This is a genomic window from Streptomyces crystallinus (assembly GCF_039521265.1).
Classification (GTDB): Bacteria; Actinomycetota; Actinomycetes; order Streptomycetales; family Streptomycetaceae; genus Streptomyces; species Streptomyces crystallinus.
Genome location: NZ_BAAACA010000019.1, coordinates 113,162 through 129,544, shown reverse-complemented (window position 1 = coordinate 129,544; position 16,383 = coordinate 113,162). Strand labels below are relative to the sequence as shown.

Below are 16,383 nucleotides of genomic sequence, written 5' to 3'. Positions count from 1 at the left end.
CCCGGCCCCCTGTCGTGAGCGGCCCCGCCGGAGCGATCCGGCGGGGCCTTTCACCTGTCCGGGTGAACCTGGGCCCAGCGGAAACCCAGCCCCGCCGGGGTGCGTTCTGTGATCAACGGGGCCGCGACAACCGGGGCCCACGACACGGGGGTTGACCGATGAGGCGTACGACAACGACAGGCGCGGCCGCGGCCGTCCTCGCCGCCACCACGATCCTGCTGCCCGCTCCGGCGGCCCGCGCGGCCGCCCCGCCGCGCCTCGGCGTCTGCGCGCCCGGCGAGCTGTGCCTGTGGGAGCGGCCGGACTTCAAGGGCACCCGGCAGGTGTACGACCTGCGGAGCACCGAGATCGAGAGCTGTACGGCGCTGCCGTCCGGCACGGACGCCCTGGCCCTCGCCAACCGGACCGGCCGCCCGGTGACGGCGTACCAGTCCGAACAGTGCGCGGAGACGGCCGAGTTCGACACCTATCCGGGCGGCGGCTCCTGGGTGCCCCGAACGCCGTACCGGATCCGGGCGTTCAAGGTGTGGGAAAGCTGAGGAGCGATGGGCGCCTCACGCCAGCGGCGCGCGCCGGGCGCCCTGCCCGCAGACGCACTCCGTGCCGCCCCCCAGCGCCGTCACCTGGCCGCGCAGCGCCCGCACTTCCTGGGTGAGCGTCTCCAGGAGTGCCGTCTGGCGCCGCTCCTCCTCGTCGTCGCGCTCGAAGCGGGAGATGAACCAGGCCGCGATGTTCGCCGTGACCACACCGAGCAGGGCGATGCCGGACAGCATCAGGCCCACCGCGATCAGCCGTCCGAGCCCGGTGGTCGGGGCGTGGTCGCCGTAGCCGACGGTGGTCATCGTGGTGAACGACCACCACACCGCGTCGCCCAGCGTCTTGATGTTCCCGGCCGGCGCGCCCCGCTCCACCTCCAGGACGGCCAGCGAGCCGAACATCAGCAGCCCGACCACCGCGCCGCCGACATAGACGGTCAGCTGTATCTGCGGGGCCATCCGCGCCCGCCGTCCCACCAGGGCGAGCGTGGAGACGACCCGCAGCAGCCGCAGCGGCTGGATCAGCGGCAGGACGACCGCCAGCAAATCCATCCAGTGCGTGCGCACGAACAGCAGCCGCTCGCCGGACAGGGCGAGCCGCACCAAGTAGTCACAGGCGAACGCGCCCCACACCACCCACTCCACGCCGACGCACACGTCCTGCACCCCGGACTCCGCCCCGGGGTGGACGACGGGCACGGCGTAGGCGAGGGCGAAGGCGACGGCCAGCGCGAGCAGCGGCCACTGCGTCAGCCGCTCCCACCTGGTCTGCGCGGGAAGTTGCGTCATATGCGCATAGTAAAAGCGTCCCCGCGCCCCGAAGGGGCGCGGGGAACCGCGCGAGCAGCGACGACGGCCCGCGGCTACGTCACCGCACGCCAGAGCGCGGCGTCACGCGTCGCCGCCCGCCGCCCCCGGGTCGGCCGCCGTGACGTCGAGCAGCTGGTACCGGTCGACGGCCTGCTTCAGCACCGAGCGGTCCACCTTGCCGTCCCGGGCGAGCTCGGTGAGCACGGCCAGGACGATCGACTGGGCGTCGATGTGGAAGTGGCGCCGCGCCGCGCCCCGGGTGTCGGCGAAGCCGAACCCGTCGGCGCCCAGCGAGGTGTAGCGGCCGGGCACCCAGCGCGAGATCTGGTCCGGCACCGCCCGCATCCAGTCCGAGACCGCGACGAACGGACCCTCGGCGCCGGACAGCTTGCGGGTGACGTACGGGACGCGCTGCTCCTCCTCCGGGTGGAGCAGGTTGTGCTCCTCGGCCTCCACGGCGTCGCGCCGCAGCTCGTTCCAGGAGGTCGCGGACCAGACGTCGGCCTTGACGTTCCACTCCTCGGCGAGGATGCGCTGCGCCTCCACGGCCCACGGGACGGCCACGCCGGACGCCATGATCTGCGCCGGGATGCTGCCCGAGGTGCCCGGGGCGTAGCGGTGGATGCCCTTGAGGATGCCCTCCACGTCCACGTCCGCCGGCTCGGCCGGGTGCTGGATCGGCTCGTTGTAGACGGTGAGGTAGTAGAAGACGTCCTCGCCCGGCTTGCCGTCGGCCGTCTCGCCGTACATCCGGCGCAGACCGTCCTGGACGATATGCGCGATCTCGTAGCCGAACGCCGGGTCGTAGGCGACACAGCCCGGGTTGGTCGAGGCGAGCAGATGCGAGTGGCCGTCGGCGTGCTGGAGGCCCTCACCGGTCAGCGTGGTGCGGCCGGCGGTCGCGCCCAGGACGAAACCGCGCGAGAGCTGGTCGGCCATCTGCCAGAACTGGTCGCCGGTGCGCTGGAAGCCGAACATCGAGTAGAAGACATAGACCGGGATCAGCGGCTCGCCGTGCGTGGCGTAGGCCGAGCCGGCCGCGATCAGCGAGGCCGTGCAGCCCGCCTCGGAGATGCCGTCGTGCAGCATCTGGCCGGTCGGGGACTCCTTGTAGGCGAGCAGCAGATCGCGGTCGACCGCCTCGTACTGCTGGCCCAGCGGGTTGTAGATCTTCGCGCTCGGGAAGAACGCGTCCATGCCGAACGTGCGGTACTCGTCCGGCGCGATCAGCACGAACCGCTTGCCGATCTCCTTGTCCCGCATGAGGTCCTTCAGGATGCGGACGAACGCCATGGTGGTGGCGATCGACTGCGCTCCCGAGCCCTTCTTCGCCGCCGCGTAGGTCTTGTCCTCCGGCAGCGGCAGCGGCTTGGCGCGCACCACACGGGTCGGCACATAGCCGCCGAGCCCCTTGCGGCGGTCGTGCATGTACTGGATCTCTTCCGAGTTGCGGCCCGGGTGGTAGTACGGCGGGGCGCCGGCCTCCAGCTGGGCGTCCGTGATCGGGATGTGCAGCCGGTCGCGGAAGCGCTTGAGGTCCTCGACGGTCAGCTTCTTCATCTGGTGGGTCGCGTTGCGGCCCTCGAAGTTCGGGCCGAGCGTCCAGCCCTTGACCGTCTGGGCGAGGATCACGGTCGGCTGGCCCTTGTGCGCCTTGGCCGCCGCGTACGCCGCGTACACCTTCTTGTGGTCGTGACCGCCGCGGCCCAGGTGCTGGATCTGCTGGTCGGTCATGTTCTCGACCATGGCGCGCAGCCGGTGGTCGCCGCCGAAGAAGTGCTCGCGGATATAGCCGCCGGTCTCCGTGGCGTACGTCTGGAACTGGCCGTCCGGCGTGGTGTTCAGCTTGTTGACCAGGATGCCGTCGCGGTCCTGGGCGAGCAGCGGGTCCCAGGAGCGGTCCCAGACCAGCTTGATCACGTTCCAGCCGGCGCCGCGGAACTGCGACTCCAGCTCCTGGATGACCTTGCCGTTGCCGCGCACCGGGCCGTCGAGGCGCTGGAGGTTGCAGTTGACGACGAAGGTCAGGTTGTCCAGGCCCTCGCGGGCGGCGATGGACAGCTGGCCCAGCGACTCCGGCTCGTCCATCTCGCCGTCGCCCAGATACGCCCACACATGCGAGTCGGAGGTGTCGGCGATGCCGCGCGCCTCCATATAGCGGTTCATCCGGGCCTGGTAGATCGCGCCGAGCGGGCCGAGGCCCATCGAGACGGTGGGGAACTCCCAGAAGTCCGGCATCAGGCGCGGGTGCGGGTAGGAGGACAGCCCGTACGGCGCCTTGGACTTCTCCTGGCGGAACGCGTCGAGCTGCTGCTCGGAGAGCCGGTCCAGGAGGTAGGCGCGGGCGTAGATACCGGGGGAGGCGTGCCCCTGGAAGAAGATCTGGTCGCCGCCCTTGCCGTCGTCCTTGCCCCGGAAGAAGTGGTTGAAGCCCACGTCGTACAGAGAGGCGGAGGAGGCGAAGGTGGCGATGTGGCCGCCGACCCCGATGCCCGGGCGCTGGGCGCGCGAGACCATGACGGCGGCGTTCCAGCGGGTCGCGTTGAGGACCTTGCGCTCGATCTCCTCGTTGCCGGGGAAGAACGGTTCGTCCTTGGTGGCGATCGTGTTGACGTAGTCCGTGCTGCGCATCTCGGGCACGGCCACGCGCTTCTCGCGGGCGCGCTCGATGAGGCGGAGCATCAGATAGCGGGCGCGCTCACGGCCCCGCTCGTCTACCGCCGCGTCCAGGGAGGCGAGCCACTCCTCGGTCTCCTCCGGATCGAAGTCCGGGACCTGGCTGGGAAGGCCGCCAATGATGATCGGGTTGCGATCGGATCCGGAAGCCACGCTGTTCCTTCACTGTCGGGGGGCGTGCGGGGTTGGTGCGCCGCATCCCATCGTGGACCGCGGGGACGCAAACGTCATCTCTACCGAGGGGTAACGGGATGTGCGGCAGCCCAAATCGCAACCTTACGCCCAAGCCGTGCGCGTGTTCCCCAAAGGGCGCGTCACCCCGATTGGCGTACGCACGGAGCAGAAGCGTGCAAACTATCTGCAAGGGTGTGGGATGAATCACCACCGGGCCCGGGTTCGCCCCTCACCGGGGGCACACTGCCCCCCAAAGGGCGGGTTCGGGGACCTGGTACTTGCGCGATTCGTCCCGCCCGTGTGGACTACGCCCAAGCCTCGCGCGTGCGTGGGGCCGCATTTACTTACCGAATCAAGATCAGGAGGCAAGCCGTGAGCGCGACCGCGGACCACGCGGAGGAGCGGACCAACCCGGCTGCAAGGCTGGGGTTCGAGCCCGGACAGGTGGTCCAGGAGATCGGCTACGACGACGACGTCGACCAGGATCTCCGCGAGGGCATCGAATCGCTGATCGGCCAGGAGCTGGTCGACGAGGACTACGACGACGTCGCCGACGTCGTACTGCTGTGGTTCCGCGACGAGGACGGCGACCTGACGGACGCCCTGGTCGATGCCATCGGCTACCTGGAGGACGCCGGCACCATCTGGCTGCTGACCCCCAAGACAGGCCGGGACGGGTACATCGAGCCCAGTGACATCAACGATGCCGCGCAGACGGCCGGCCTCTCGCCGGCCAAGAGCATCAGCGTCGGCAAGGACTGGTCGGGCACCCGACTGAAGTCCGGCAAGCGCTGATCCTCCACGCCCCAGGGCCCCCGCCGGCGCACGCCGGCGGGGGCCCTTGCGTAGGGTGGGGCCCACCAGGACGGCCCACGGCGGCCCTCCGCCCGGGCCCACAGAAGGGATGGCGTTTCCATGGCGATCGAGGTCGGCACCAAGGCCCCGGACTTCGAGCTCAAGGACAACCACGGCCGGACCGTGAAGCTCTCGGACTTCCGCGGCGAGAAGAACGTGGTGCTCCTCTTCTATCCGTTCGCCTTCACCGGCGTCTGCACGGGCGAGCTGTGCGCGCTGCGGGACAACCTGCCGCAGTTCACCGACCGCGACACCCAGCTGCTCGCCGTCTCCAACGACTCCATCCACACCCTGCGCGTCTTCGCCGAGCAGGAGGGCCTGGAGTACCCGCTCCTCTCGGACTTCTGGCCGCACGGCGAGGTCTCGCGCGCGTACGGGGTCTTCGACGAGGACAAGGGCTGCGCGGTGCGCGGCACCTTCGTCATCGACAAGGACGGCGTGGTCCGCTGGACCGTCGAGAACGGCCTGCCGGACGCCCGGGACCTCAATGACTACGTCAAGGCGCTCGACACCCTGTGATCCATCGGTCGAATCGCCTGTTTGAGGCGGGAACCGGTCACTAGGATCCAGACGTTGATCTGATGCCAACGCACGACGGGGACGCTGACCCAAAGCCGGCCCCTCACACCAATGGAGGACTCGTGGGAGTCAGCCTCAGCAAGGGCGGCAACGTCTCGCTGACCAAAGCCGCCCCCAACCTGACCGCGGTCATCGTCGGTCTGGGATGGGACGCTCGCACCACCACCGGGGGTGACTTCGACCTGGACGCCAGCGCACTGCTGACGAACGACCAGGGCAAGGTCGCCAACGACTCGAACTTCGTCTTCTTCAACAACCTCAAGAGCCCCGACGGTTCCGTCGAGCACCAGGGTGACAACCTCACCGGTGAGGGCGAGGGCGACGACGAGGTCATCAAGGTGAACCTGGCCGGGGTCCCGGCCGACGTCCACAAGATCGTGTTCCCGGTCTCGATCTACGAGGCCGAGAGCCGCCAGCAGTCGTTCGGCCAGGTCCGCAACGCGTACATCCGCGTGGTGAACCAGGCCGACAACACCGAGCTCGCCCGGTACGACCTGAGCGAGGACGCCTCGACGGAGACCGCCATGGTCTTCGGCGAGCTGTACCGCAACGGCGCGGAGTGGAAGTTCCGCGCCATCGGCCAGGGGTACGCGTCGGGCCTGCGCGGTATCGCGCAGGACTTCGGCGTCAACGTCTGAGCCGTCGCTCTCCCTCGTCCGGCGCCGCACACCCGTGCGGCGCCGGACGCGCTCAACCCTTCGTTCGCCATCCAGGGGAGGACTCACGATCATGGGCGTCACGCTCGCCAAGGGGGGCAATGTCTCCCTCTCCAAGGCCGCACCGAACCTCACCCAGGTGCTGGTCGGCCTCGGCTGGGACGCGCGTTCCACCACCGGAGCCGACTTCGACCTCGACGCCAGCGCGCTGCTGTGCCAGTCGGGCCGCGTCCTCGGCGACGAGTGGTTCGTGTTCTACAACAACCTGACGAGCCCGGACGGCTCGGTCGAGCACACCGGCGACAACCTGACGGGTGAGGGCGAGGGCGACGACGAGTCGATCATCGTCGACCTGGGCAAGGTGCCGGCCCACTGCGACAAGATCGTCTTCCCCGTCTCGATCCATGAGGCGGACAATCGCGGCCAGACGTTCGGCCAGGTCAGCAATGCCTTCATCCGGGTGGTGAACCAGGCCGACGGCCAGGAGCTCGCGCGGTACGACCTGAGCGAGGACGCCTCCACCGAAACCGCGATGATCTTCGGCGAGCTCTACCGGTACAGCGGCGAGTGGAAGTTCCGTGCCGTCGGTCAGGGGTACGCGTCCGGACTGCGGGGGATCGCTCTAGACTTCGGGGTCAACGTTTCGTAAAGCCGTGCCCAAGTCGGGTGCGGCGCGGGGGGAGACCCTCCCTCAGACACCGTCTGGGGGGACCCCGCCTAGCTAGATGGGGAAGTCAGTGATTCTGAAAACCTTCGGCTGGTCATTCGTGATCACTGCGGTCGGTCTTGCCCTGGCAGTGCTCTACGACGGCTGGACGGCCTTCGGGATCGTGGCGATCCTGTCCATCCTGGAGATCTCGCTGTCGTTCGACAACGCGGTGGTCAACGCCGGAATCCTGAAGAAGATGAACGCCTTCTGGCAGAAGATCTTCCTCACGGTCGGCGTGCTCATCGCCGTCTTCGGCATGCGGCTGGTCTTCCCCGTCGTCATCGTCGCCATCAGTGCCAAGATCGGCCCCATCGAGGCGGTCAACCTCGCGCTGAACGAGAAGGAGCACTACAAGGAGCTGGTCACCGACGCGCACGCGTCGATCGCCGCCTTCGGTGGCATGTTCCTGCTCATGATCTTCCTGGACTTCATCTTCGAGGACCGGGACATCCAGTGGCTGCGCTGGATCGAGCGGCCGCTGGCCAAGCTCGGCAAGGTCGACATGCTCTCGGTCGCCATCGCGCTCGGCGTCCTGCTGGTCTCCTCGATGACCTTCGCCACCCACGCCCATCTGCACGGCGGGGCGCACGCGGACAAGGGTGAGACCGTCCTCATCTCCGGCATCGCCGGTCTGATCACGTACATGATCGTCGGTGGCCTCTCCGGCTACTTCGAGGACAAGCTGGAGGAAGAGGAGGAAGCCGAGCTGGAGGCCGAGGAAGAGGCCAAGAAGAGCGGCAAGGGCGCCGCCTCGGCGGTCCTGCTGGCCGGCAAGGCCGCCTTCTTCATGTTCCTCTACCTTGAGGTCCTGGACGCCTCGTTCTCCTTCGACGGCGTCATCGGCGCCTTCGCCATCACCAACGACATCGTCCTGATGGCGCTCGGCCTCGGCATCGGCGCGATGTACGTGCGGTCCCTCACCGTCTACCTGGTCCGCCAGGGCACCCTCGACGACTACGTCTACCTGGAGCACGGCGCGCACTACGCGATCGGCGCCCTCGCCGTGATCCTGCTGGTCACCATCCAGTACGAGATCAACGAGGTCATCACCGGCATGGTCGGTGTCGTCCTGATCGCCTGGTCCTTCTGGTCCTCGGTCCGCCGCAACAAGCGGCTGGCCGCGGAGGGCGGGGACTTCAGCGAGAAGGCGGAGGTCTCCAGCGGAGTCTGAGTCCCGCGGGGCGGGATCACCGGGGCCCCCGGGCCCCGGGCCCTCGGGTCCGACCCCGTCGGGTCCGGATCCGTGGTGTGACCCGCCGACGATTGCGGAACGCTCTGAGCGGGGCGGCCGGGAGGTCTCGTGCCTCCGGGCCGCCCCGCCGTTCTTCCGGTGCGGGGCCGTTGACGTGGTTCGTATAGGGGTGGGGAACAGATGGCCTTCTGGGACAGCCTGCGCGGCAGGCCCTCGGCGCAGTTCGACACGGGCAGCGCCGCGAGCAACGCCATCGAGCTGACCAAACGGCACCCGGTGATCTCGCTCGGCAAACAGGGCGCCAACTCCGGGTCGCTGCGCGTCAACCTGTCGTGGCGGATGCGCACCTCCGACTTCGGCGGCCGGGCGCGGCCCAGCGTGCTGCGGCACCCGTTCAAGCTGTTCAAGCCCGACCTGGTCCAGGCGCACACCCAGGGCGTCGTCAACGTCGACCTGGACCTCGGCTGCCTCTACGAGCTCGCCGACGGCTCCAAGGGCGTGGTGCAGCCGCTCGGCAGCTTCCTGGGGGCCACCAACGCGCCGCCGTACGTCCAGCTCAGCGGCGACGACCGGTTCGGCTCGCCGTCCGGAGAGACGATCTACGTCAACCTCGACCACCGCGAATCCATCAAGCGGCTGCTCGTCTTCGTCTACATCTACGACCAGACGCCCGCCTTCGACCGTACGCAGGCCAAGGTCACGCTCTATCCGAGCAACGGCCCGCGGATAGAGATCGACCTGGACGAGCACGCCCCGCAGGCCCGCTCCTGCGCGGTCGTCACCATCGAGAACGTCAAGGGGGACATGGTCGTGCGACGCGAGGTGAAGTTCGTGTACGGCTTCCAGGCCGAGCTGGACCGGCTCTACGGATGGGGGCTCCAGTGGGGCCGCGGCTACAAGACGAAGGCCTGAGAGTGCGCGCGTGAGCGGGCCCGGCGGGTGGTTACCCGCCCGGCCCCGGCCGTCACTGCCGGATGAACTGCGGTCCCATCGGCGGCAGCGCGAAGTCCGGATCCGCCGGGTGCGCGGCGGCCGGCTGCGGATAGCCGTAGCCGGACCGCGCCGAGGCGGGCTGCGGATAGCCGTACGAGGGCTGCTGCGCGGGCGGCTGCTGCGGCGCGGGGTGCGGATAGCCGTAGGAGGGCGGCGCGGCGGCCGGCATCGGCGGTACGTACGGCTGGGTGGTCTGCGGCTGGGCCTGCGGCACGGCCGGCGGCAGCGGCTGCGACACGGCCGCGGAGTGCGCCGGGGCGTGCGTGGCGGCACAGGAGCCGCTGTCCGCGCCCTCCTCGCCCCCTTCGCCGTCCTCGTCCACGGAGATCCCGTACTCGGTCGCCAGGCCCACCAGACCGGTCGGATAGCCCTGCCCCACCGCGCGGAACTTCCACGCCTCGCCGCGCCGGTAGAGCTCGCCGCAGATGATCGCGGTCTCCTCGCCGGTCTCCGCCTTCACGTCGAAGACGGCCAGCGGCTCGGCGCCGCCCGGCCCCGCGTCGTACAGCAGCACCCGCAGATCGCGGACGGCGCCGAAGGTCGCGCCGTCCGAGGAGGCGGTGACCAGGACGCGGTCGACGGACGCGTCGAGCGCGGCCAGATCCGCCTCGATGGTGTCGGTCAGCCCGTCCCCGACCCGCTTCTTGGGCAGCCGCCGCACCAGGCCCGAGGGGTGGCGCGGCTGGTTGTAGAAGACGAAGTCCTCGTCGGAGCGCACACGGCCGTCGGCGGCCAGCAGCAGCGCCGAGGCGTCCACGTCCGGGACGTCGGAGCCCGGCGTCCAGCGGAGCACGGCCCTCACGGCCATGGCGTCCAGCGGGACGTTGGATCCCTTCAGCATCGCGTGCGTCATGGTCGCAATCCTGCCTTCCCGCCGTCTGCCCGGACAACGCGGGGCCCCGAGGAGGGCCTTGTCCCGCAGTTGAGCGGTACGTACGTTACGTACCGCGTCCGCGCGCGGCACCGGAAGAGCGCGGGCGGGTTACCTGGATTTCACGCCGACGGGGAACTCGCGCCACCTGTTCTTACGTACTATTACCGGCCACCCGCCTTCACTCACTCCGGGCCATCGTTGCAGTACAGGGGAATCCATATGCGTCACTTCGGGCACGTTCCGCCTGCTGCTCGTAAGGACCTGTTCCACCGGGAGCCGGCCGAGTTCACCTCGGACTCTCCCGCGCGGGTGCTGTCCGCCGCCCTCGGGGCGACGCTCTACAGCCCCGCCACCCGCCCCACGCTCGCCGACGACGTCCTCAAGCAGGCCGGCCGGGGTGTCGTGTCCATGGTGCTCTGCCTGGAGGATTCGATCGACGACGCCGAGGTGGCGGGCGCGGAGGCCAATCTGGTCCGCCAGTTCGCCGACCTCGACGCGCGCGGTGGCGAGATCCCGCTGCTCTTCATCCGGGTCCGCGAGCCCGAGCAGATCCCCGATCTGGTGCGGCGGCTCGACACCTCGGTGCGGCTGCTGTCCGGATTCGTACTGCCGAAGTTCACCGAGGAGCGCGGGGTGCCGTTCCTGGAGGCGCTCGGGGCGGCCGAGGCGGCGAGCGGGCGGCGGCTGTTCGCCATGCCGGTCCTGGAGTCGCCCGAGCTGCTGCACCTGGAGACCCGCTGCGAGACGCTGACCGGGATCGCCCGGACCGTCGACAAGTACCGCGAGCGGGTGCTGGCGCTGCGGCTGGGCGTCACCGACTTCTGCTCGGCGTACGGGCTGCGCCGCTCGCCCGACATGACGGCGTACGACGTGCAGATCGTGGCCGGGGTGATCGCCGACGTGGTCAACGTGCTGGGCCGCGCCGACGGCACCGGCTTCACGATCACCGGCCCGGTGTGGGAGTACTTCCGCCTCCAGGAGCGCATGTTCAAGCCCCAGCTGCGCCGCAGCCCCTTCCTGGAGGGGCGCGCGGAGGAGCTGCGCGACACTTTGATCGAGCACGACATCGACGGCCTGCTGCGCGAGATCGAGCTCGACCGGGCCAACGGGCTGCTCGGAAAGACCTGTATCCACCCCTCGCACGTGGTGCCGGTGCACGCGCTGTCCGTGGTCAGCCACGAGGAGTACAGCGACGCGCGGGACATCCTGCGGCCGGAGCGGGGCGGGGGCGGAGTGCTGCGCTCCGCGTACACGAACAAGATGAACGAGGTGAAGCCGCACCGCGCCTGGGCCGAGCGGACCCTGCTGCGCGCCGAGGTCTTCGGCGTCGCGCACGAGGACACCGGCTTCGTGGAGCTGCTCACGGCCGGCCTGGCCGGATGACCGGGATCGGGATCGGAACGGCATGATCGAGAGGGAGAGCGTCCACAACGTGGGTGTCTGGTCGGGAACGTGGGTCGCCGAGCGGCTCGGGGTCGAACTCCAGGGTGACGAGCGGCTGCCCGAGCTGCTGGGCCTCGCCCTGCGCCGCAACCCCAAGCGGGCGCATCTGCTGGTCTCCAACGTGCTGGGCAAGCATGTGCCGCAGTGGCCCTCGCGGGTGTACGGGGCGGGGTTCGCGCTGGGTGAGGAGGTACGGGAGCTGCTCGGCGCGGCCGCGGCCGGAGCGGTCGTCCTGGGGTACGCGGAGACGGCCACCGGCCTCGGGCACGCGGTGGCGGACGGTATCGGCGTGGCGCCCTACCTCCACTCCACCCGGCGCCCCGTCGAGGGGGTCGAGCGGGCGGGCGGCTTCGAGGAGTCCCACTCCCACGCGACCTCGCACCTGCTGCTCCCGGAGGACCCCGCGCTGCTGGCGGGGGACGGGGTGCTGGTGCTGGTCGACGACGAGTTCTCGACGGGCAACACGGTCCTGAACACGATCCGTGCGCTGCACGCGCGCTATCCGCGTTCGCGGTACGTGATAGTCGCCCTGGTGGACATGCGCTCGCCGGCGGACCGGATGCGGCTGTCCGCGTTCGCGGCGGAGATCGGCGCGGAGGTCTCCCTGGTGACCCTGGCCGCAGGAACGGTTCTCCTTCCGGAGGGCGTCCTGGAACGGGGGATGTCCCTGGTGGCCGAACACGAGCTTTCCCCCACCCCGCCCCTCCCCGAAACCCCTGGCCGGGGGGCCACGGCGCCCGCCGCCGACGGGGTCCCGCTGTGCCCACCCGTCCCGCCCTGCGGGACGATTGCCCACAGCGGGGCGGGACGGGGCGGGACGACCGTCGTCGACCTGGCCTGGCCCGCCGGTCTCCCCGACGGGGGACGCCACGGGTTCACCCCGGCGCACCGGGCTGCCCTGGACGCCGCGCTGCCCGCCATGGCCGCCCGGTTGAAGGGGGCGCTCGGGGACACCCCCGGCCGCACCCTCGTCCTCGGGTTCGAGGAGTTGATGTACGGGCCCCTGCGGCTCGCCCTCGCGCTGGAGGACGCCGGGGTCGACGTCCGGTTCTCCACCACCACCCGGTCGCCCGTGCTGGCCGTCGACGACCCCGGGTACGCCATCCGGACCCGCCTCGCCTTCCCCGCCCACGACACTCCCGGTGACGGCCCCGGTGAGCGCTACGCGTACAACGTGGCGGGCGCCGGGTTCGACACCGTCGTGGCCGTCGTCGACTCCGTCGCCGACACCCCCGCACTGCACGCCCCGGACGGCCTGCTGGCCGAGCTCGCCGCGCACGTCCCGCACGTCGTGCTGGCCGTCGTCCCCTCGTACGTACCCAAAGGTGCCCCCATGCCCGAGCCCCTGCCCGAGCCCCTCCGCGGCCCCGCCTTCTCCTCGTACGCGCCCGACGAGGTCGGCTGGCTGCTCAAGGACCTGTCCGGGGTCGAGCTGGAGGCGCCGACCGAGGAGCGCGAGGAGGCGATCCAGAGCGGCGGCGCCCACTACGCCGAGTCGCTGCCGGTCGAGTACCAGCCCTCCCCCCAGTACCAGGAGCTGTTCCGGGCGGCCCTGGACTCCTCGGCCGAGCGCATCGCCCGCGCCGTGGGCGTCGTCACCGAGACGGTCCTGGCCGAGCGGTCACCCCGCCCGGTGCTGGTCTCACTGGCCCGCGCGGGCACCCCGGTCGGCGTCCTGATGCGCCGCTGGGCCCAGCGCCGGCACGGCCTCGACCTGCCGCACTACGCCGTCTCCATCGTGCGCGGCCGCGGCATCGACCCCAACGCGCTGCGCTGGCTCGCCGCCCACCACGACCCGGCCGACGTCGTCTTCGTCGACGGCTGGACCGGCAAGGGCGCCATCACCCGCGAACTGGCCGTGGCGATCCGCGAGTTCGCCGCGTCCTCGGGGGTCGACCGGTTCGACCCGGAGATCGCGGTGCTCGCCGACCCCGGCTCGTGCGTACGCACCTACGGCACCCGCGAGGACTTCCTCATCCCGTCCGCGTGCCTCAACTCGACCGTCTCGGGGCTCATCTCGCGGACGGTCCTGCGCGCCGACCTGATCGGGCCCGGCGACTTCCACGGCGCCAAGTTCTACCGCGAACTGGCCGGCGCCGACGTCTCGGTGGACTTCCTGGACGCCGTCGCCGCCCGCTTCGACGACGTCGCCGCCGACGTCGACCGCGAGGCCAAGGCGCTCCAGGCCGCCGACCGCAGCCCCACCTGGGAGGGCTGGGCCGCCGTCGAGCGGATCAGCGAGGAGTACGGCATCCACGACGTCAACCTCGTCAAGCCCGGCGTCGGCGAGACCACCCGCGTCCTGCTGCGCCGCGTCCCCTGGAAGATCCTGGCCCACCCGGGCGCCGGGGCCGACCTCGACCACGTACGCCTGCTTGCGGAGCAGCGCGGGGTACCGGTGGAATGGGTCGACGACCTGCCGTACAGCTGCGTCGGACTGATCCACCCCCAGTACACGCGCGGGGCGACCGGCGCCGACGGCAAGGCGGTGGCCTCCCGATGAGCACCCTGATCGCCAGCGACCTGGACCGTACGCTGATCTACTCGGCGGCGGCCCTCGACCTGACCATGCCCGACCCACGCGCCCCGCGGCTGCTCTGCGTCGAGATCCACGAGCACAAGCCGCTCTCGTACATGACCGAGAACGCGGCCACCCTGCTCGCCGCGCTCAAGACGGACCCCGACACGGTCTTCGTGCCCACCACGACCCGCACCCGCAAGCAGTACCAGCGCATCCAGCTGCCGGGCCTGCCCGCGAAGTACGCGATCTGCGCCAACGGCGGACAGCTGCTCGTCGACGGGGTCGCCGACCGCGACTGGCGGCGGCGGGTGGACGCCCGGATCGCCGACGAGTGCGCCACGCTCGACGAGGTGCGCGCCCACATCTCGGCCGCCGCCGACCCGTCCTGGCTGCGCAAGGAGCGGGTCGCCGAGGACCTGTTCGCCTATCTCGTGGTCGAGCGCGCGCTGCTGCCCGCCGACTGGGTCAAGGAGCTCGGCGCCTGGGCGGACGAGCGCGGCTGGACCGTCTCGCTCCAGGGCCGCAAGATCTACGCGGTGCCCAAGCCGCTGACCAAGAGCGCGGCCGTACGCGAGGTGGCCCGGCGCACCGGCGCCGAACTCACCCTGGCCGCCGGGGACTCGCTCCTCGACGCCGACCTGCTGCTCGCCGCCGACGAGGGCTGGCGCCCGGGCCACGGCGAGCTCGCGGACTCCGGCTGGCGCGCGCCGCACGTCGACGTCCTCGACGAGCGGGGCGTCCTGGCGGGCGAGGAGATCGTGCGCCGGTTCGGCGCCCGCGCCACGGCCGCCCGGGTTGCGCCCGTACGGCCCTGACCGGTCCCATACTCGCCCCTATGGCCAAGGGAAACACGACCAGGATCACCGACGAGCTGTACGGGTACATGCTGGCGCACAACCCGCCGCTGGCGCCGGTGCAGCGCGAGCTGGTGGAGACGACGTACGCCCGGCTGCCCGATCACGCGGGCATGCAGTCGGCCGAGGAGCAGGCCCCGCTGCTGGCGTTCCTCGTCCGGCTGGCGGGCGCCCGGCACGTGGTGGAGGTGGGGACCTTCACCGGGTTCTCGGCGCTCGCCATGGCGCTGGCGCTGCCCGACGACGGACGGCTGATCGCGTGCGACGTCTCCGAGGAGTGGACCGCGTACGGCCGCGAGGCCTGGACGAGAGCGGGCGTGGCGCACAAGGTGGACCTACGGATCGCACCGGCGGTCGAGACCCTGCGGGCGATGCCCGCCGAGCCGCACATCGACTTCGCCTACCTCGACGCGGACAAGGACAACTACATCGCGTACTGGGAGGAGTTGGTCCCCAGGATGCGCCAGAACGGCCTCATCGCGGCGGACAACGTGCTGTTCCGCGGTGAGGTCCTGAACCCGGCGGCGACCGGTCCCGCCGCCGGGATCCAGCGCTTCAACGAGCATGTGCGGCGGGACGAGCGGATGGACACGGTGATGCTGACGGTGGCGGACGGCCTGACGCTGGCGCGGAAGCGGTAGCGGCCCTACCCGCAGCAGCCCCCACCGCAGCACCCGCCACCGCCGCCCGCGGAGGGGGCACTCGCGGGCCCGGGCCCGGACTTGGAAAGGCCGCCCACCGCCACGGTGGACAGCAGCTTCACCGTGTCCTCGTGCCCGGCAGGGCACGCCGCGGGCGCGGCGGACTCCGCCATGGGCCGGCTGATCTCGAAGGTGTCGCCGCACGAGCGGCAGCGGTAGTCATAGCGAGGCATGGCCCCAGGCTAACGGGCCGACGGCGGCGGCGTGAGGCCTGTGGACAACGCCGCCGCCCGGCCCGCCCGGCTCACCGGATGGGGCGCTCCCGCACGGCCCCCGGCTCCGCCTGGGCCTCCGCCTCGCGCCGCGCCCGCCAGTACGGGTTGTCGTGCGGCAGGCTGCTGCCCACCCGCCCGTACATCCCGAACACCATCAGCGCCAGGCCCACCAGGAAGCTGAAGATCACGTTCTGCATCTTGAAGGCCAGGAAGTTCGCCGAGCCCCGGTCCAGCAGGGCCAGGTTCACGAATCCGCTGATCAGGAAGAGCACTCCGAGCGACATGTTCATCCAGGAGGCGAAGTTGCCGCCCTTGACCATGCCGTACAGGAGCAGCGCCCCGACGACGATCGAGATCACGCTGAGCGTGCCGTTGGTGCTCAGCCCGGCGACCTCTTTGCCGCCGGTGTCGAAGAACCCGATGTTGTGGGTGAGTCCCAGGATGCCGAAGACGAGCAGGAAGAGCCCCATGATCCCGGCGCCGAACCGGTACACCCGGCTCAGCCGGTGGTCCACCGGCAGATGCTCGTCGAGGGACACATGGGGGGCGTGCGTCGGGTGGCGCAGGTGATGAAGCGGCTGGGTGGCCATGGGCG

At 70.7% G+C, this 16,383-nt stretch carries 16 protein-coding genes; 11 read left to right on the top strand and 5 right to left on the bottom strand.

What is annotated here, in order from left to right; translation table 11 throughout:
* The first annotated feature begins 158 nt into the window (after positions 1-158).
* Complete coding sequence (locus ABD236_RS17960) at positions 159-539, top strand: peptidase inhibitor family I36 protein (RefSeq protein WP_344074763.1); 381 nt, start codon at positions 159-161, stop codon at positions 537-539.
* Positions 540-554: 15 nt separating this feature from the next.
* Here ABD236_RS17960 and ABD236_RS17955 read toward each other — a convergent pair whose 3' ends face one another.
* Entirely contained in the window at positions 555-1,325 is a 771-nt protein-coding gene (locus ABD236_RS17955; RefSeq protein ID WP_344074762.1) for a potassium channel family protein, read from the bottom strand.
* 102 nt (positions 1,326-1,427) lie between these two features.
* A complete protein-coding gene (aceE, locus tag ABD236_RS17950) occupies positions 1,428-4,175 on the bottom strand; it encodes a pyruvate dehydrogenase (acetyl-transferring), homodimeric type (protein ID WP_344074761.1) in 2,748 nt (915 codons plus the stop codon).
* Between the two features lie 393 nt (positions 4,176-4,568).
* On the opposite strand from aceE, the gene ABD236_RS17945 reads away from it, so the two are divergent.
* The 6 genes from ABD236_RS17945 to ABD236_RS17920 all read left to right on the top strand — a co-directional run bounded on the left by ABD236_RS17945 (position 4,569) and on the right by ABD236_RS17920 (position 9,099).
* Positions 4,569-4,991 (top strand): DUF3052 domain-containing protein, encoded by a 423-nt coding sequence (locus ABD236_RS17945; protein ID WP_344074760.1) that lies wholly within the window; start codon positions 4,569-4,571, stop codon positions 4,989-4,991.
* A 120-nt stretch (positions 4,992-5,111) separates the two neighbouring features.
* Positions 5,112-5,570, top strand: coding sequence for a peroxiredoxin (locus ABD236_RS17940; RefSeq protein ID WP_344074759.1), 459 nt, complete (start codon positions 5,112-5,114; stop codon positions 5,568-5,570).
* Positions 5,571-5,692: 122 nt separating this feature from the next.
* Positions 5,693-6,268 carry a TerD family protein gene (locus ABD236_RS17935; RefSeq protein WP_067158613.1) on the top strand — a complete coding sequence of 192 codons (576 nt, stop codon included), beginning with the start codon at positions 5,693-5,695 and terminating at the stop codon, positions 6,266-6,268.
* A gap of 91 nt (positions 6,269-6,359) precedes the next feature.
* Positions 6,360-6,935, top strand: coding sequence for a TerD family protein (locus ABD236_RS17930; protein ID WP_344074758.1), 576 nt, complete (start codon positions 6,360-6,362; stop codon positions 6,933-6,935).
* Positions 6,936-7,023: 88 nt separating this feature from the next.
* The gene (locus tag ABD236_RS17925) at positions 7,024-8,166 is read left to right on the top strand and encodes a DUF475 domain-containing protein (protein WP_344074757.1); all 1,143 of its coding nucleotides are present in this window, start codon (positions 7,024-7,026) and stop codon (positions 8,164-8,166) included.
* Positions 8,167-8,367: 201 nt separating this feature from the next.
* The gene (locus ABD236_RS17920) at positions 8,368-9,099 is read left to right on the top strand and encodes a TerD family protein (protein WP_344074756.1); all 732 of its coding nucleotides are present in this window, start codon (positions 8,368-8,370) and stop codon (positions 9,097-9,099) included.
* 52 nt (positions 9,100-9,151) lie between these two features.
* Here ABD236_RS17920 and ABD236_RS17915 read toward each other — a convergent pair whose 3' ends face one another.
* Positions 9,152-10,033 (bottom strand): TerD family protein, encoded by an 882-nt coding sequence (locus ABD236_RS17915; RefSeq protein WP_344074755.1) that lies wholly within the window; start codon positions 10,031-10,033, stop codon positions 9,152-9,154.
* A gap of 240 nt (positions 10,034-10,273) precedes the next feature.
* Between ABD236_RS17915 and ABD236_RS17910 the strand changes: the two genes are divergently transcribed.
* From ABD236_RS17910 to ABD236_RS17895, 4 genes are read left to right on the top strand one after another with little or no spacing between them, the layout of a single operon-like run.
* Complete coding sequence (locus ABD236_RS17910; RefSeq protein WP_344074752.1) at positions 10,274-11,437, top strand: HpcH/HpaI aldolase/citrate lyase family protein; 1,164 nt, start codon at positions 10,274-10,276, stop codon at positions 11,435-11,437.
* A 22-nt stretch (positions 11,438-11,459) separates the two neighbouring features.
* Positions 11,460-14,000, top strand: a complete 2,541-nt coding sequence (locus ABD236_RS17905; protein ID WP_344074751.1) for a phosphoribosyltransferase — start codon at positions 11,460-11,462, stop codon at positions 13,998-14,000.
* Positions 13,997-14,833, top strand: coding sequence for an HAD family hydrolase (locus tag ABD236_RS17900; RefSeq protein WP_344074750.1), 837 nt, complete (start codon positions 13,997-13,999; stop codon positions 14,831-14,833). Before ABD236_RS17905 ends, ABD236_RS17900 begins: the two co-directional genes overlap by 4 nt.
* Positions 14,834-14,853: 20 nt before the next feature.
* Positions 14,854-15,513, top strand: coding sequence for an O-methyltransferase (locus ABD236_RS17895; protein ID WP_344074749.1), 660 nt, complete (start codon positions 14,854-14,856; stop codon positions 15,511-15,513).
* A 5-nt stretch (positions 15,514-15,518) separates the two neighbouring features.
* Here the strand turns inward: ABD236_RS17895 and ABD236_RS17890 are convergent, their stop codons facing one another.
* Positions 15,519-15,746 (bottom strand): FmdB family zinc ribbon protein, encoded by a 228-nt coding sequence (locus ABD236_RS17890; RefSeq protein ID WP_344074748.1) that lies wholly within the window; start codon positions 15,744-15,746, stop codon positions 15,519-15,521.
* Positions 15,747-15,817: 71 nt separating this feature from the next.
* Positions 15,818-16,378, bottom strand: a complete 561-nt coding sequence (locus tag ABD236_RS17885; RefSeq protein ID WP_344074747.1) for a DUF4383 domain-containing protein — start codon at positions 16,376-16,378, stop codon at positions 15,818-15,820.
* Positions 16,379-16,383 lie beyond the last annotated feature (5 nt).

What these genes read in the sequence shown, in the direction of transcription:
- ABD236_RS17960 (WP_344074763.1), top strand. Translation starts at nt 159, where the DNA reads ATGAGGCGTACGACAACGACAGGCGCGGCCGCGGCCGTCCTCGCCGCC.
- ABD236_RS17955 (WP_344074762.1), bottom strand. Translation starts at nt 1,325, where the DNA reads ATGACGCAACTTCCCGCGCAGACCAGGTGGGAGCGGCTGACGCAGTGG.
- ABD236_RS17940 (WP_344074759.1), top strand. Translation starts at nt 5,112, where the DNA reads ATGGCGATCGAGGTCGGCACCAAGGCCCCGGACTTCGAGCTCAAGGAC.
- ABD236_RS17930 (WP_344074758.1), top strand. Translation starts at nt 6,360, where the DNA reads ATGGGCGTCACGCTCGCCAAGGGGGGCAATGTCTCCCTCTCCAAGGCC.
- ABD236_RS17920 (WP_344074756.1), top strand. Translation starts at nt 8,368, where the DNA reads ATGGCCTTCTGGGACAGCCTGCGCGGCAGGCCCTCGGCGCAGTTCGAC.
- ABD236_RS17915 (WP_344074755.1), bottom strand. Translation starts at nt 10,033, where the DNA reads ATGACGCACGCGATGCTGAAGGGATCCAACGTCCCGCTGGACGCCATG.
- ABD236_RS17910 (WP_344074752.1), top strand. Translation starts at nt 10,274, where the DNA reads ATGCGTCACTTCGGGCACGTTCCGCCTGCTGCTCGTAAGGACCTGTTC.
- ABD236_RS17905 (WP_344074751.1), top strand. Translation starts at nt 11,460, where the DNA reads ATGATCGAGAGGGAGAGCGTCCACAACGTGGGTGTCTGGTCGGGAACG.
- ABD236_RS17900 (WP_344074750.1), top strand. Translation starts at nt 13,997, where the DNA reads ATGAGCACCCTGATCGCCAGCGACCTGGACCGTACGCTGATCTACTCG.
- ABD236_RS17895 (WP_344074749.1), top strand. Translation starts at nt 14,854, where the DNA reads ATGGCCAAGGGAAACACGACCAGGATCACCGACGAGCTGTACGGGTAC.
- ABD236_RS17890 (WP_344074748.1), bottom strand. Translation starts at nt 15,746, where the DNA reads ATGCCTCGCTATGACTACCGCTGCCGCTCGTGCGGCGACACCTTCGAG.
- ABD236_RS17885 (WP_344074747.1), bottom strand. Translation starts at nt 16,378, where the DNA reads ATGGCCACCCAGCCGCTTCATCACCTGCGCCACCCGACGCACGCCCCC.